Here is a 14806-nt window from a genome sequence, read left to right on the forward strand (position 1 = left end):
AACAAGTCAATCGAACATCGAAAGTATGGAACCCCCTTTAAAGCCCATGACTCGATAAAGGTTTTTCATACCCCATCCAAACAATCGGTCCCAAGTGCACGAAATCCAATTTGGTTGAGAGAAACAGCCCGCGATTGCGTATTGGCGCAGCACCCGACGGACCAAGCGTTCTTCCCTCCTTCTCCCTCACCCCATGGCTTGGGAGGGCTGATACACGGCCTTTCACGATCGCTTCGGAGCAGGCCGTCATTCCTGCTCCGCACCCGTAGTACCCGTTCTGCTGGGGGGACCAGCAGAGTATTCACATAGAGGACGCACCATGAACAAAAGTTATGCATTGATCTGGAACCAGGCCACTGGTTGCTGGAACGTCGCCAGCGAAGGCACCCGGCGCCGGGGCAAATCAAGCCGACTCAAGGTCGTGATCGCCGCCGGCTTCTCGCTGCTGGGCCTGCTGGCCCAAGCCCCGGTCTTCGCCCTGCCGGGAGGAGCGGCGATAGTCGCGGGCGAGGCCGGCATCCACACCAGCAATGACGGCAAACACATGACCGTCGAGCAGCAGAGCAACAAAGTGATCGCCAACTGGAACGACTTCAGCGTCGCCGGCGACGAAAGCGTCAGCTTCCATCAGCCCGGCAGCCAATCGGTCGCCCTCAACCGAGTGGTCGGCACCCAGGGCAGTGATATCCAGGGCCGCATCAACGCCAACGGCAAGGTGTTCCTGATCAACCCCAATGGCGTGGTCTTCGGCAAGTCCGCCCAGGTCAACGTCGGTGGCCTGGTGGCCTCCACCCAGAACATCAGTGACAAGGATTTCCTCGACGGCACCTACCGCTTCACCGGCAACTCCAGCGCTGCCGTGAGCAACGCCGGCCAGATCACCGCCAGCGAAGGCGGCAGCGTCGCCCTGCTCGGCGCCCAGGTCAGCAACAGCGGAGTGATCCAGGCGCAGATGGGTAGCATCGCACTGGGCGCGGGCAAGGACTTCAGTGTCAACTTCGACGGCAACGGCCTGCTCAACCTGCAGGTGAACGGTGCCGCGGTGGATGCCCTGGTGCAGAACGGTGGCCTGCTCAAGGCCGACGGCGGCCAGGTGTTGATGACCGCCAGCAGCGCCAGCAGCCTGCTGAAAAACGTGGTGAGCAACCAGGGCGTGATCGAGGCCAAGACCTTGCAGAACAAGGCCGGCAAGATTGTCCTCGACGGTGGCGACAACGGTATCGTCCAGGTGGCCGGACGCCAGGACGCCAGCGCCCTGGGTGGCCAGGGCAACGGCGGCGTGGTGGAAAACCGCGGCGCCCGGGTCGAAGTGCAGCTGGCCGCGCAAGTGGACACCCGCGCCGACAAGGGATCGACCGGTACCTGGAAGATCCGCTCGGACGAGGTGAGCGCTTCCAAGGCAGAAAACAGCACCCGCGGCCTGGTCATCGGTGGCGGTATCAACGGCAACAACGGAACAGGTGGCACCACCGGTGCTGCCCCGACACTGCATGCCGACACTCTGGCCCAGAACCTGGACCGGACCAACGTCGAACTGAGCAGCAAGGGCAACCTGTCGGTCAACAAGGCGGTTTCCTGGAACAGCGGCAACAAGCTCGGCCTGACCGCCGAACGCGGCGACGTCCAGCTGAATGCGGCATTGAACGCCACCGGCGCCGGCGCAGCCCTGGCCCTGAATGCCGCGCAGGGCGGCATCCGCCTGAATGACAATGTCGCGTTGAGTGGATCGGGAGCCAGCCTGGAGTTGAATTCCAAAAACGGCCACAGCCTCAAGGATGACAAGAGCGTCACCCTCTCCGGTGCGGATGCCCGCTTCAGTGCCAACGGCGAGTCCTACCAGGTGGTGCAGAACCTGAAGCAACTGCGCGATATCGAAAACAACTTGAATGGCCGCTATGTGCTGGGTAACAAAATCACCGGCCAAGGTAGCTTCAAAACCCTTGGCGAAGACAGCGCCTTCACCGGTGCCCTCGATGGCCTGGGCAATACCATCAGCGATCTGTCGATCTATGGCACCACCGCCTTTGTCGGACTGTTCAGCGCGAACCTGGGTCAGATCAGCAACCTGAACCTCGAACGCATTTCAACCAATGGCTCCTCCTCCAGCTACAGCATCGGCACCCTTACCGGGTTGAATATGGGCAGCATCCGCAATGTCAAAGCCAAGGATATACGGGTGACCGCGGGGTCTTATTTCAACTCCCTGGGTGGCCTGGTCGGTCTCAACCTGAACGGCGAAATCGCCAACGCCTCGATCAGCGGCCAGGTGATCGGCAACAGGTACACCATGGCAATGGGTGGCCTGGTGGGTGAAAGCGTCTCCAACCCCGATGGCACGGCGAGAATCACCAATAGCCATGCCGATATCACTCTCGCGGGCCAGGCGAATGATGGTTTCAGAAGCGCGGGTGGGTTGGTGGGCTCGAACCGCGACAGCGTCATCGCCAACTCCTCCAGCACCGGCACGATCAACCTCGCCGGCGTCAACCTGAACATCGGCGGCCTGGTCGGGGAGAACACCGGCAATGGCCGCATCAGCAACTCCAGCTCCAGCACTAATGTCTCGGCTAGCCAGGCGCGTCGGATCGGAGGCCTGGTCGGGTTCAACCAGGGTTCGCTGGTCAACGCTCACGCCAGCGGCGAGGTCACCGGCAATGGCACGGAAGCGATCGGCGGCCTGGTGGGCAAGAATCAGGGTGGCCGAATCGCCAACAGTTCTGCCAGCGGCAAGGTGTCCGACCTGTACGGTAAAAATGTGGGCGGCCTGATTGGCCACAACCAGGGCGGCCGCATCGATAACGCGTCGGCCTCTGGCACAGTGAAGGGCGGCAGGAATGCCAATATCGGCGGCCTGATCGGCACGAATCAGAACGGTTCGATCAGCAACAGCTCGGCCAAAGGCAATGTGTCCGGTCTGTACGGTAGCAATGTGGGTGGGCTGATTGGCTACAACCAGAACAGCCGTATCGATAACGTAACGGTCACCGGCACGGTGAAAGGCAACGACAGGGCAAACATCGGCGGACTGATCGGCTATAGCGAAAAGTCCTCCATCGCTAATGCCTCTTCCACCTCCCTGTCTGTTACAGGCGGCGATGATGCCCATATCGGCGGTCTCGTCGGCCATAGCCAAAATGACAATATCGCCAACTCATCGGTATCCACCACCGTGACCGGCTACCACCATAGCCAAATCGGCGGCCTGGTCGGTTACAGCAAAAACACCGATATTACCAACACCTCGGTATCCGCCATGGTGAAGGGCCGCAACGATAGCCTGGTCGGCGGTCTGGTCGGTCACAGCCAGGATAGCCGTATCAACAATTCCTCGGCATCGGTCACGGTGGAAGGCGGCAACAATAGCCAGGTCGGCGGCCTGGTCGGCTATAGCCAAGGTAGCGATATCAACAATGCCAAGGTATCCGCCACGGTGAGCGGTGGTATAAGCAGCCTGGTCGGCGGCTTGGTCGGCAGGCAGCAGGGCAAGGTCGGCAATGCCTCTGTCGAAGGCTCGGTCAAAGGCGGCGCTCAAAGCAACGTGGGAGGTCTGGCCGGGCAGAATGAAGGAGAAATCAGCAACTCCAGAACTACCAGCAACCTCAGCGGCGGTTTTGGCGCACGCATGGGCGGGCTTGCGGGGGTGAACTTCGGCAAGGTGAACCTGTCATCGGCAGGCGGCAAGGTCAATGGCTCTGCCTCCGCCGGACAGTTCTACGGTGGTCTGTTCGGTTTCAACTTCAGCTCGAATCTGCAAACCAACAACAGTGTCTTTGGTGAAGCGACCAAGGTGCCGCCGGTTGGCATGCAGTTCTAAGAGCAGAAACCCTGCCCCTCGTCATAGGGGAGCAGGGCTTGTTGTCTGAATGAAAAAAAGGGGGCAATGATTCAGCCGAATCATTGCCCCTTTTTTTTATCTGCCTCCTCTCGGCGCCCTCCTCCCGGACTCTACTTCTCGACCGCGGCCTCAACAGGGCCGACACCCGAAACGCTGGACCGGGTGAGGCGGTAGATGGATGCGCAGTAGAACAGCAGCGCCAAGGTCGCCAGCAAGCCGCCGGCCAAGCCGATGTAGGCGAACCCGAGCTGGCCCCCTACCCAGCTGCCAAGCAGTGCGCCGCCACCGATGCCGATGTTGTAGATCCCCGAAAACAGCGCCATTGCCACATCGGTCGCGTCCGGCGCGAGCACCAGGACCCTGGATTGCAGCGCCAGCCCGAAGCCCATGATCGCCATCCCCCAGATCAGGCTGAGCCCGCCCAGATACGAAACCTCCCCGCTCAACGGCAGCAGCAATGCCAGGCACAGAATGAGCAAGGCCACCGTCACTAGCAGAAAGCGCTGTGGGCTGTAGCGGTGAAACCTGCTGAACAATAGCGAGCCGACAATACCCGCCCCACCGAACAGCAGCAGGATGAGGGTCACCACATCACCACTCAATCCGGCTACCCCCTTGATGAAAGGCTCGATGTAGCTGTAGGCAGTGAACTGCGCGGTAACCACCAGGGCCGTCAACACATAGAGCGCCACCAGCGCAGGCCGCTTGAACAATATTGGCAGGCTCCTGAGAGAACCCGAGTTCTGGCTGGGCAACAACGGCAAGCTCCTGGCCAGCCAGAACACCAGCACAGTGGCCAGGCCGGCAATCACGATAAAGGTGGTGCGCCAGCCCATGGCCTCGCCCAGCAATCGGCCGAGGGGAATACCCAGCACCATCGCCAGGGAAGTACCGGTGGCCAGCAAGCCCAGGGCCTGGACCTGTTTTCCCGGTGGCGCCAGACGCACCGCCAGAGACGCGGTGATGGACCAGAACAGCGCATGGGACAAGGCCACACCGATCCGGCTCAGCAACAGCATGCCAAAACTCGTGGCCAGCCCCGACAGGATGTGGCTGGCGATAAACATCCCGAACAGCACGAGCAACAGCTTGCGCCGCTCGACGTTGCGCGTCAGCAGCATGACCGGCAGCGAAGTCAGGGACACGATCCAGGCATAGAGAGTGAGCATCAGGCCGACCCGGTCCGTCGACAGATCGAAGCTGCTGCCGATCGAGCTCAACAGCCCGACGGGAACGAACTCCGTGGTGTTGAACACAAAGGCCGCCAAGGCCAGTGCGATGACTGCCCGCCAATTACCCTTAGTTGTCGCCACGCAGATACTCATTTAAAGGTTGCACCACGCTATCGATGGTCAATCAGGCCCGGACCGTCGCAAACCCCGTGCCAAGCGCACACTCACAAAGGCTGGGCGCATGGTCGGGAGCATGCAGGCGCCGAACAGGACTGCGCCAGCGTACAGGACAAAGGGAAAAACAGCGCCATCCCGCGCTACAGGGGACAAATGGACCGAAGCTCGGCCACTGCCGACAGAAACGAAAAAAGGGTCCCGAATGGGACCCTTTTTCGATGAACTACAGACCTTTGAAAATCTGTAGCTCTATGTTTGGAGCGGGAAACGAGTCTCCCATCAACGATATAACTAACTGATTCCAAAGGACTTTTTTGTTAGCCCGTCGAATCAATGGACCGAATTATGGACTAATCGAGCAATCTTGGCAACCCCACCCACAGAAGAAATACGCAAGGCGTGTGCCGATTGCCAGTTCTTTGGTCCACAGTGGCGCAGGCGCATCCCCCTCCCCCCCCTCTAAACGTAGATCACACGAAAAACGGGCACAACAAGTGTAGCGCCCGCTAATGCGATGTCCTTCGCTTCCGAATCGGCTACTGGATATCCCCATACGAACCCCAGCCGGGCGAGTAGCTCAGGTCCACCAGCACACGGACGTTGCGGTTGTTGCCCAGCGCCTTCCGATAGTCCATGCTTTTCCAGCCATACGTCGCCTCCATCGCCGCCTAGTCCGGGCGCGGCGACATGCCACCGATGCGATCGACGATCACCGTGCCATGGGACAGTTCCTCGCCAAGAGGGACCCGCAAGACCAGATGCATCTCGGTGGTACTGGACATGTTGACCAGATCCGAGGTCTCGCCCCAGGCAGTGACAAGTTCCTCGCTGTTCCACAGGCTGAGTGCGGAATCACCGCCGACATCGCTCTTGACGAAGTCCTGCACCTGTTCGGCATTGATCCGTTCGACAAAGCCGGCAACCTCTTCAGTGGAGAGCTTGCACTCGATCAGGCGCGACAGGGTCGATGACGTGCTTTCCTAGGCCTGGGTGAGCGCCGGGGCAAGCAGGGCCAGTAGTGCGGCAGCTGCGATGGTTCCAATATTCACGCTCATGGCGTCCCTGCAGTTGGGGGTGCATGCATCCGGATCTGTGAAAGCGCGGCCATTCTAGTTGGAGTTTCCCTGCGTCTGTGCCTTGCGGAACACCCAATCGCGCGGAATTCGTTGCCAACGATAGTGCCGTAGCTGGCCTCGCAGCAGCCACTGTTCGACCTCCGAGGCAGCTGTGCGGGCTGGGCGCGCGCCAGCCGACAATGGCTTCTCCTTTCATCACTGCGGGGGATACCGACGAAGGGCGGCTTCCGATCGCTCTGGCGGGATCATGTCGGCAGTGGCATAGGCGCGTGCCTTTACACGGAACGGGGCGATACTTCCGGTAAGGGCGACGCCAATGGAGAGGGAAAATGCGATCAAAGCCAAGGCTTTCATCGTAGGTTCATGCGGTGGTGAGCTTGTTCTTCTTCAGGAATTTCTGTCGTGCGTTCGGGGGCCGTCATGGAGGCACCAGATGGCAGGTATCCCTCGCGGCAGAGGGGATTCATCACGCGTTCCCAGCCTCCGGACCCTGAGCAGCTGAAACACCCTGCGCAGAAAAGCGGAAGTACGGCACAGACAAAGAGTTGTGCGAGAGGTTTGATGCGCTTTCCATGCATGTGTTGCTCCTGCTGTCTACGGGAGTGTCAGTATCTTTGTGTTTAAGACACTCAGTGCCTGATCCTAGGGAGGATAAGACGTGTCGATGCTATCTCAGCGATACGGGTCAGTGAAGCTTGGGACGGTTCACGTTGGGTAGCCCTGCCCGGGGCGAATGAGCTATAACCCCATTGCCTTCATAAAACGGAACCCCTCCCTTGGCCCTTACGACCCTTAAATCGCTAGACGCCGAAATCAAACTGCTCGAAGCCCAAAAGAAGCTGGTGGAAAAGCGTGACGGCGAGGTGCCCAAAGCACTGGCCGTGCTCCAGAAGTATGCGAAGGTCCTCAGTACTGCCCAACGTCGTCAGGTGGCCAAGCTCATTGGCGAAACCATCGACGCTACACCTGCGCGCACCGCCAGAGCCGCCGTTGGTGTCCGTCGGGGCCGAAAGCTCGGAAAAGTGGCGCCGAAATACCGACTTCCTACCGGTGAAACATGGGCGGGGCGCGGGCTGACACCCAAGATATTTGCCACCTGGGCGAAGTCCGCCGATGGCAAAGCCTGGGCGAAGACCAACCCGGGCGCCAAGTTCCCGCCAGCCGAGGGCACTGTGAAGGACTCCTCCAAGGTGGTTAAGAATGCGGGCGAGGCTCCGAAAAAGACCGCTCGGAAAGCCGTCAATAGACCCACTAAGAAAGCCAGGAAAAAGGCCGACCAGAAGGTCTGATCCAGCTCGGGCTCCTGTTTACGACGCCCTTCTGATGCACCAGAACAAACTGAGTGGAAGCTGCGTGATTGACACCGGGCACTTCCGGAACATGTAGAGCGTGGTCCACCTGGTCCGCGCTGCAATCGATGCGTCGGAGATTGACTTGACCGATATCTACTCATTTGGCCTATGCCTTGCCCTGGCACTGCTCGCATTGAAGCAGTGCCAGGATTCACGCATCGATTGGGCGACATCTATTCGCTCTGGCGCAAGTCTTTCCTGGTAGCAGATATCGTGCTCTGCGGGCCCCTCCGAGAGCGATCAGGCTTGCCCAACGGGAACACCTAAGGCGCCCACCTCTGAATCCTGAGCGAATGGTCGCTGGTTCGCACGCGCAGCGCTGAGCTCTCGCGTTAGGGAACGTTCTGAAAATACGGCAGATTAATCCCGAAATGTCTCTGCGTCGTGGCAGCCGAGCTGTCCTGGTGTATGAAGTCATAAATCATGCCTCGGCCCATTCCGTGCAGACTAATTCGACGGAGCGGACTAGTGGGTGGTGGGTAGGACAAGCACTGGCGTCCCAACGCCCTCTGACTTCTCCGGCATGAGGATGTGCAATTCAAACGATGGGGCTTGTGCGAAGGCGAATGACATGATCGTGCTGCGATGATCGATTGACTTCGTATTGAAGAAACGCATTTCTATGGAGATGCCTCTACTCGGGGCCATGCGGCTCTTCAAGATGCGATAGAGGAGCGTGCGCACTACGATAAGGAATAACTACAGAAATGATGGCGTCCTTCTGATTAGCCTCAGAAATGCCGGACCTCCTTGGTGCCTAGGCCTCGCTCTGTTCGATCGAACTGAAGAGCCCCTGCAGAACAACAAGGAGCACATAGATGAACATTCGGCAGATTCAGTATTTCCTAGTTGTTGCAGAAGAGCAGAACTTCACGCGCTCTGCAGAAAGGGTCCACATCCACCAATCAGCACTTTCTCGGGTCATAAAAGAACTAGAGGAAGAGCTTGGCGTCGCCCTCTTCGAACGAGGCAAGGGCAGAATCCGACTGACCTGGTCTGGCGAGGTATTTCGCGAAGATGCCCGGCGCCTTCTCTCATTTCTAAAGAGCGTGCGCTCGCGAACCAAAGCCGCCGAGCATGGCTATCGCGGACACTTGCGCATCGCCTTGACTGACGGACTAGCTCAGCCTCGAATGACGGAACTACTCTCCAGGTGTCGATCGGAGGAGCCTCTCACTGAGATACGCGTGCTGGAGATGACGGCAAAAGAAATGTTCCAAGCCCTCAAGTTCGACCAAGTTGATGCCGGCTTCACTACTCTTGCCGGCTGCGAAGCGGAAGGGCTTATCAAAGAGGTGGCGTGGACTGACCGATTAGTGTTTGTGATCCCGTCCCATCACCCGTTGGTGACGAGAGATAAGCTGCCACTGAGCGAAGCCATCCAGCATCCGATGATCATGTGCGACCCGGAACGCTGCGAGGGGGGATACGATGTCCTGAACCGAGTCTTTCGCAACGCTCGGCTTCCCGAGCCTATCGTGTCAGCCTATGTGTCTGGTCACGAGACAACGATGATGTTCGTTGCCGCAGGATACGGCATCGGCTTGGCACTCGAATCACAAGTGGCACTCTACTCCCATCCGAGTGTGGTCATCAGGGAAATACGGGATGAGGTTGCGGATGCAGAGACCTTGCTAGTGAGGCCGGATCGTCCCGCATCGCCTGAACTTGACCGTTTCGTGCAACGCATGAAGAAGGTCGGCAACACAGAAACGTAGACGCACCGCACAAATCTATCAACTTCTGTGCCAGTCGATGGCCGAAAAGTTATGCAAAATTCGACTGGCCCTATCGTTGTTTCACGGGTACTTCTTCGCGCGATACAGCCCTCCTGTGCACCTTTTTTAACCATGCGCGTGTGCCTGGGTGCCCAGAGCCCTAGCGAGTCCACGACGAGTTCTTCCATCATCGACACTGCCATATTCGTCAGTGATGATGCGCGAAGAGCATGCCCTAATTGGCGGATGGCTCAAACAGCAGCAAGTAAGCTCAATCTCGCTATTTCTAAAAGCAACGATGCGGCCAGACTCTCATTACAACAGTGACAGAGGTCTGGCAGAACACACAACGAAAAGAATAGGGAGTGTTGTCGTTCCCGATTGATCAGGGAAGCCAGTGCGTTGGTGTCTCCTAATACGTGTCACGACCAAGCGATGCCACCGAGCATTAAGGAGTGATCACGATGTTGCAGAAGAACGAAGCTGAGGCACATCCCGTAGAACGCGAGCGCCGCATCCTCCGCCGGCCTGAAGTCGAAGCCAAGACTGGCTTCAAACGCGCACACATCTACAACCTTATGCAGGAAGGGAAATTCCCAAAGCCCATACGGCTTGGGATCCGGGCAGTCGGTTGGGACTCATTCGAAATCGATCAATGGATCGCCGAACGCTTGCTAGAGCGAGCCTGACCATGCTGGTCCTATCCGTGATCTCCACGAAAGGCGGCGTTGGCGCAACCACGGTCGCCGCGAATTTGGGTGGCATTGCTGCTGACGCAGGTCTCCGTGTGCTGCTGCTCGACCTCGACATGCAACCAACTCTCTCCTCCTATTATCAGCTCGCGCACCGAGCTGAGAGCGGAATCTACGAGCTACTTGCCTTCAATGAGCGAAACCTCAAGGCATTGGTGTCTCGCACCACCATCGATCGCTTGGACGTAATTCTCTCGAACGATGGGAACCGCCAGCTCAATACGCTGCTGCTTAACGCTCCCGATGGCAGGCTCAGGTTGCGCAACCTGTTATCGAACTTCGAACCCTACTACGACCTGGTGCTTATCGACACTCAAGGCGCGCGCAGCGTGACGTTGGAGATGGCAGTACTCGCCTCCAGCCTCTGTGTCTCACCTGTCACACCGGAAATTCTTTCAGCCCGTGAGCTTCGGCGCGGCACATTGCAATTGATGGAAGATATTGCGCCGTACAGCCGTCTAGGGGTCGACCTTCCACCTCTGCACCTACTGATCAATCGAATGCCGGCGGTATCAACCAATGCCAGATTGATCCGGCAGGCGTTGCGGCATTTGTTCCAGGAAAGGCCTGGAATCCAAATACTTCGAAGCGAAGTTCCTGCAAGCGAAGCCATTCAGCGTGCGGCAGTGCGGGGGCTGCCAGTCCACCGCGTAGAAACGCGGCGTCCAACGGGCCGCGTATCGCCTGCAGCCCTGGAGGTAATGCAGGGACTGGGCAGTGAGCTCTTTCCTCAATGGAAGGTGCGTTTCGACAGTGTGACCGGCAAGACTGCACCGGGAGGCGTCCATGGCTAATGCGCGGAATCTGTGCCGCGGGCACAAGCAGCTACTACCGCTCGTCGAATACGCCCTGAAGGAGGGCTGGACTGTAAATCGTACGCCGGGGGGGCACTTGCGGTTCGTCAAGCCCGGCCTGCCTCCGATCTTCACCAGTTCGACCGTCAGCGATCACCGTGGTGGACGCAATGCCCAAGCCATGCTGAAGCGCGCTCAGCGTCAAGCTGAGGCAGACGCTGACGACAACAAGATCGATACGGACTACGGAGGGGATCGCTATGGCTGACATCTCCACCCAGGGCATGGCGGAAAAGCTACTCAGTGAAGGGTTCACCCACAATGGCCCCGTCGCTGACACACTTTCCGATCCTATCGTCGACACCCACATGGTCGTCACGCTGGACGAACTGCGCCCGTACGAACTCGACCCGCGGCTCACACGAAACCCTCGCTATGACGAGATCAAAGCCTCGATCCATGAACGCGGACTCGACGCTCCGCCGCCGATCACTCGGCGACCAGGCGCTGCGCACTACATCATCCGCAACGGCGGCAATACCCGGTTGGCAATACTGCGCGAGCTCTGGTCCGAGACCAAAGATGAGCGTTTCTTCCGAATTGGCTGCCTGTTCCGCCCCTGGCCTGAGCGTGGCGAGATCGTCGCGCTGACTGGCCACTTGGCTGAGAACGAACTTCACGGTGGGCTGTCTTTCATCGAGCGCGCTCTCGGGGTGGAGAAGGCCAGAGAGCTGTACGAACAGGACCTGGGCAAGCCCCTGTCGCAATCCGAACTCGCACGGCGGTTGAAGAGCGATGGCTACCCTGTGCCCCAGCCCCATATCAGCCGCATGCAAGAGGCGATTCAGTATCTCCTGCCCGCCATACCCAATGTGCTCTACGGCGGCCTGGGGCGCCACCAGATTGAGCAACTGACCAGTCTGCGCCGCGCGGGCTCTCGCATCTGGGAAGCCCATTCCACGGCCGATCAGCCGGCTCTAGACTTCTCGTCGCTGTTCCAGGACGTGCTGATCCAGTTCGACACCGCCGCAGGAGCCTTCTCTGTGCAGCGGGTGCAAGACGAACTTCTGGGCCAGATGGCTGATCTGCTCGAAGTGCAGTACGACACCCTGGCTATCGAAATTATCGAAGCGGAGAACCGCTGGCAGCTACTGCATAGCGAGCCGGAGCCTCTGCCTTCTGCGGTAGCGCCAACATCCGTGCCCTCGGCCACGCTGCCTGACGCCACCCCGCCCAGTTCAGAGAAGCGTGTCGATCCCGCCTCCTCCCAGGACAAGGACGTTGATGCCAACACAACACCGATCGGTGTTACGTCTACAGCAGCCAGCGAAGAACTGCCTCTTCAGTACGACAAGGACCCGCCGGAGCCAAGCGACACTTCTTCATTGAACGCGCATCTCGTCTCTCCAGTCGAGAGCTCGGACCGATTGCAGTCAATCCAGCGCCTGGTCTCCGAACATCTCGGCGAGGCACCGCCAGATTTCAAAAGCAACGTCCTGCAATCCATACCGGTGCAGGTTGACGGCCTGTATCCCATCACTGACGTGTGGTACATCGAACCCGGTCTGGATGAACCCGAACGCCTGAGGCTACATATCGCGCAGTTCGCTCGTGAGATCGCGCAAGAGGCAGGTCACGCCGGCGTCATATGCCCTGTCACGGGTGGCCTCGGCTTCTTCTGTGAGCTCTCCTCCACCGATGAGGTCGGCGCAGCGTCCGTGTTCGCCAGGGCGGTACTGACGCTGCTGGATGCCCTGAGTTCTCCTTACCAGCCCCTCTCGAGCGTCAGCCCTACGAGCGACACTAGCCAACTGGTATGTGACCTCGCCCCCCTGCTGCAGGGCGGTGAGCTCCGTCAGCCACTGTTGGAACCGCCGGCGCGCATTAGCGACGCCGGCTTAGTCAAGTTGTTCAGGCTACTGCGGCTTGCGCGCAGGCTATTTGAACTTGAATCCGGCACCTCAGCAGTGGCCGACACTGAAGTCATACCAGAACCGTAAGGGGACCGACTATGGCTGGACCGCACCCCCTGAATCAGGCAGTGATCGCGCAGGTGCTTCACGACTTGCGCAACGGTCAACTGCGCCGGGCCAAATCGATGGGATTCGAGGACGACGACCTGCGCATACTCAAGGATCCGGCCATGGTCAGCCTGCTCGCCAATGCGCTCGTCAATTGGTGTTCCGTTATGGTCAATCGCGATGTTCTTCGCCACTTGCTGAGACAGGTCGAAGAGGACTCCAAGCAGTTGCGGGACGTGGATCGTCTGCTGCGTCTAGGCGCGAGCACTGAGTTGATCGGCCGCTTCTTCGGCTACACCCATCAAGAAACGGCGGTACGCCGTGATGTGCTGGGCCTGCCGAAACGTCGGGGACGGCACCCGGTTCTCACCGAGGGTCAGGACACCGACCTGTGGAGGCGTTGGTCACAGCAGTTGAAGCAGCGCAATATCGATCGCAATGACGAAACCGCCATGCTCTCACTTGCGGCAGATCTTGCCGAGGCGACCGAGTTGCCGTTGTCGGTCATCTGGAGCGCAATTCGCGGATGGCTTGCTGAAGGACTCAGCTGAGTATGTCCGGGACACGCCGCGACGACGAGCCGATTTCATTAGGTGATCTGTTCAATGAGGCACTTGGGCATATTCTTCAGCCCCCGCCGCCCGCACCTGAGCCATCAACAGCGCCTGGCCAAGCCGACGGGTTCATCTTCAGCGGCAACCGGCACGACAGTGTGCCGCGCGCGCTACTGCTCGACAAACGCCTGACACCGCTCGAGCGCAACGCCTGGCAGGCCCTGAGGCTGATGCTCAATGACGACGGCATCACCGCATTCCCTACATACGACCAGTTGGCCCCGTGGCTTGCTTCCATGCCATGCACTGATCGGGCCTCGCATGAAACCGTGGCACGGGCCCTGACCTTGCTCAGGCTGACACGGTGGATCAGTTTGGTACGCCGACGGCGCGATCCGCCTACTGGCCGAATCCAAGGCAACCTGTATGTGCTTCACGATGAGCCGCTGACACTGTTCGAAGCCATTCAATTGGATCAGGACTATTTGGGCCTGGTCAGCAACGCCTTGGCTCACGCTAGCAAGTCCATTCAACGTGTCGGAGTGCACACGCTGAAGGAAATGTCCGAGGACCCTCAACTTCGTGGGAAAACACTGCCGAGCCGGATCCAAGTACTCACGCAACGCCTCAGCGAACAAGGCTGGGTATGTCGGAAAAATTATCCACAGGATGACGGCGAATACGAATCCGAAGAGGGGGCCAAGAGCCTTCTTCGGAAGGATTCCCACACCACTTCGGAATCCGAAGCGGGTGGCAAAGCGAGAAAAAACGACAGCGTTCGGAATCCGAAGACCGATAGTACTGTACGTATAGAAAGCAATATAAAAGAAGTACGTACTGTACCGCGTGCACAGGCAACTCTTCGCTTTCCAGAGCGCTTTCTGCGCCTGAAGGCTGAGCAGCAGACAGGGGCATTGGCCGCGCTGCAGCCTGTCGATCCGGCATTGCACCAAGCCATCCTGGATGAGTGGCAGACGCGGTGCCAGGACAGCGGGATCCGCAACCCGGCAGGCTACCTGTTCGGCATCATCCAGAAAGCGATCCGTGGGGAATTCCAACCCTGGGCTGCGCAGAAGCCAAGCTCCAGCCCCCCAGTGGAGAAGGTCGAGCCGCAGGTCAGTGTCCCAGCCTCACCGGATGTCGCGCGGGCGCACATCGATCGCCTGCGCTCGATCCTGAAACTTCCGTAGACGCGGCCGATGTCTGAAGTAGGGATTCTGGTGGCTTCCACCTGGGGCTATACCCCAGGTATAGCGCAACACACTGCTTTCCAGCGTGACCTCGGACAGCCCGAACATGAGTCGGCATGGCGAGTGTCCACCCAGTTCCGACGACGCCTATACCCCGGGTATAGC

Annotated in this window: 10 protein-coding genes; 9 read left to right on the forward strand and 1 reads right to left on the reverse strand. The window is 59.1% G+C overall.

What is annotated here, in order from left to right:
• Nucleotides 1-319 precede the first annotated feature (319 nt).
• Nucleotides 320-3814: a GLUG motif-containing protein gene (locus tag PVZ78_RS00745; RefSeq protein ID WP_273828088.1), complete on the forward strand. Its 3495-nt coding sequence runs from the start codon at nucleotides 320-322 to the stop codon at nucleotides 3812-3814.
• 131 nt (nucleotides 3815-3945) lie between these two features.
• Here PVZ78_RS00745 and PVZ78_RS00750 read toward each other — a convergent pair whose 3' ends face one another.
• Nucleotides 3946-5160: a sugar transporter gene (locus PVZ78_RS00750; protein WP_273828089.1), complete on the reverse strand. Its 1215-nt coding sequence runs from the start codon at nucleotides 5158-5160 to the stop codon at nucleotides 3946-3948.
• Between the two features lie 1876 nt (nucleotides 5161-7036).
• Between PVZ78_RS00750 and PVZ78_RS00755 the strand changes: the two genes are divergently transcribed.
• The 8 genes from PVZ78_RS00755 (at nucleotide 7037) to PVZ78_RS00790 (ending at nucleotide 14641) form a co-directional block, all read left to right on the forward strand.
• Nucleotides 7037-7549, forward strand: coding sequence for an H-NS family nucleoid-associated regulatory protein (locus tag PVZ78_RS00755; protein WP_273828090.1), 513 nt, complete (start codon nucleotides 7037-7039; stop codon nucleotides 7547-7549).
• A gap of 881 nt (nucleotides 7550-8430) precedes the next feature.
• Nucleotides 8431-9330: a LysR family transcriptional regulator gene (locus tag PVZ78_RS00760; RefSeq protein ID WP_273828091.1), complete on the forward strand. Its 900-nt coding sequence runs from the start codon at nucleotides 8431-8433 to the stop codon at nucleotides 9328-9330.
• Between the two features lie 464 nt (nucleotides 9331-9794).
• A complete protein-coding gene (locus tag PVZ78_RS00765) occupies nucleotides 9795-10019 on the forward strand; it encodes an AlpA family transcriptional regulator (protein ID WP_273828092.1) in 225 nt (74 codons plus the stop codon).
• A gap of 2 nt (nucleotides 10020-10021) precedes the next feature.
• Nucleotides 10022-10876: a ParA family protein gene (locus tag PVZ78_RS00770; RefSeq protein ID WP_273828093.1), complete on the forward strand. Its 855-nt coding sequence runs from the start codon at nucleotides 10022-10024 to the stop codon at nucleotides 10874-10876.
• On the forward strand, nucleotides 10869-11144 hold the full coding sequence (locus tag PVZ78_RS00775; RefSeq protein ID WP_273828094.1) for a type II toxin-antitoxin system HicA family toxin: 276 nt from the start codon (nucleotides 10869-10871) through the stop codon (nucleotides 11142-11144). Before PVZ78_RS00770 ends, PVZ78_RS00775 begins: the two co-directional genes overlap by 8 nt.
• Nucleotides 11137-12876, forward strand: coding sequence for a ParB family protein (locus PVZ78_RS00780; RefSeq protein ID WP_273828095.1), 1740 nt, complete (start codon nucleotides 11137-11139; stop codon nucleotides 12874-12876). Before PVZ78_RS00775 ends, PVZ78_RS00780 begins: the two co-directional genes overlap by 8 nt.
• An 11-nt stretch (nucleotides 12877-12887) precedes the next feature.
• Nucleotides 12888-13448 carry a DUF2857 domain-containing protein gene (locus PVZ78_RS00785; RefSeq protein ID WP_273828096.1) on the forward strand — a complete coding sequence of 187 codons (561 nt, stop codon included), beginning with the start codon at nucleotides 12888-12890 and terminating at the stop codon, nucleotides 13446-13448.
• A complete protein-coding gene (locus PVZ78_RS00790; protein WP_443218347.1) occupies nucleotides 13445-14641 on the forward strand; it encodes an STY4528 family pathogenicity island replication protein in 1197 nt (398 codons plus the stop codon). The genes PVZ78_RS00785 and PVZ78_RS00790 overlap by 4 nt, the downstream gene beginning before the upstream one ends.
• Nucleotides 14642-14806 lie beyond the last annotated feature (165 nt).

It is taken from the genome of Pseudomonas sp. SBT1-2, from assembly GCF_028640875.1.
GTDB classification, from domain to species: domain Bacteria; phylum Pseudomonadota; class Gammaproteobacteria; order Pseudomonadales; family Pseudomonadaceae; genus Aquipseudomonas; species Aquipseudomonas chlororaphis_I.

What these genes read in the sequence shown, in the direction of transcription:
- PVZ78_RS00780 (WP_273828095.1), top strand. Translation starts at nt 11,137, where the DNA reads ATGGCTGACATCTCCACCCAGGGCATGGCGGAAAAGCTACTCAGTGAA.
- PVZ78_RS00760 (WP_273828091.1), top strand. Translation starts at nt 8,431, where the DNA reads ATGAACATTCGGCAGATTCAGTATTTCCTAGTTGTTGCAGAAGAGCAG.
- PVZ78_RS00770 (WP_273828093.1), top strand. Translation starts at nt 10,022, where the DNA reads ATGCTGGTCCTATCCGTGATCTCCACGAAAGGCGGCGTTGGCGCAACC.
- PVZ78_RS00775 (WP_273828094.1), top strand. Translation starts at nt 10,869, where the DNA reads ATGGCTAATGCGCGGAATCTGTGCCGCGGGCACAAGCAGCTACTACCG.
- PVZ78_RS00750 (WP_273828089.1), bottom strand. Translation starts at nt 5,160, where the DNA reads ATGAGTATCTGCGTGGCGACAACTAAGGGTAATTGGCGGGCAGTCATC.
- PVZ78_RS00745 (WP_273828088.1), top strand. Translation starts at nt 320, where the DNA reads ATGAACAAAAGTTATGCATTGATCTGGAACCAGGCCACTGGTTGCTGG.
- PVZ78_RS00765 (WP_273828092.1), top strand. Translation starts at nt 9,795, where the DNA reads ATGTTGCAGAAGAACGAAGCTGAGGCACATCCCGTAGAACGCGAGCGC.
- PVZ78_RS00785 (WP_273828096.1), top strand. Translation starts at nt 12,888, where the DNA reads ATGGCTGGACCGCACCCCCTGAATCAGGCAGTGATCGCGCAGGTGCTT.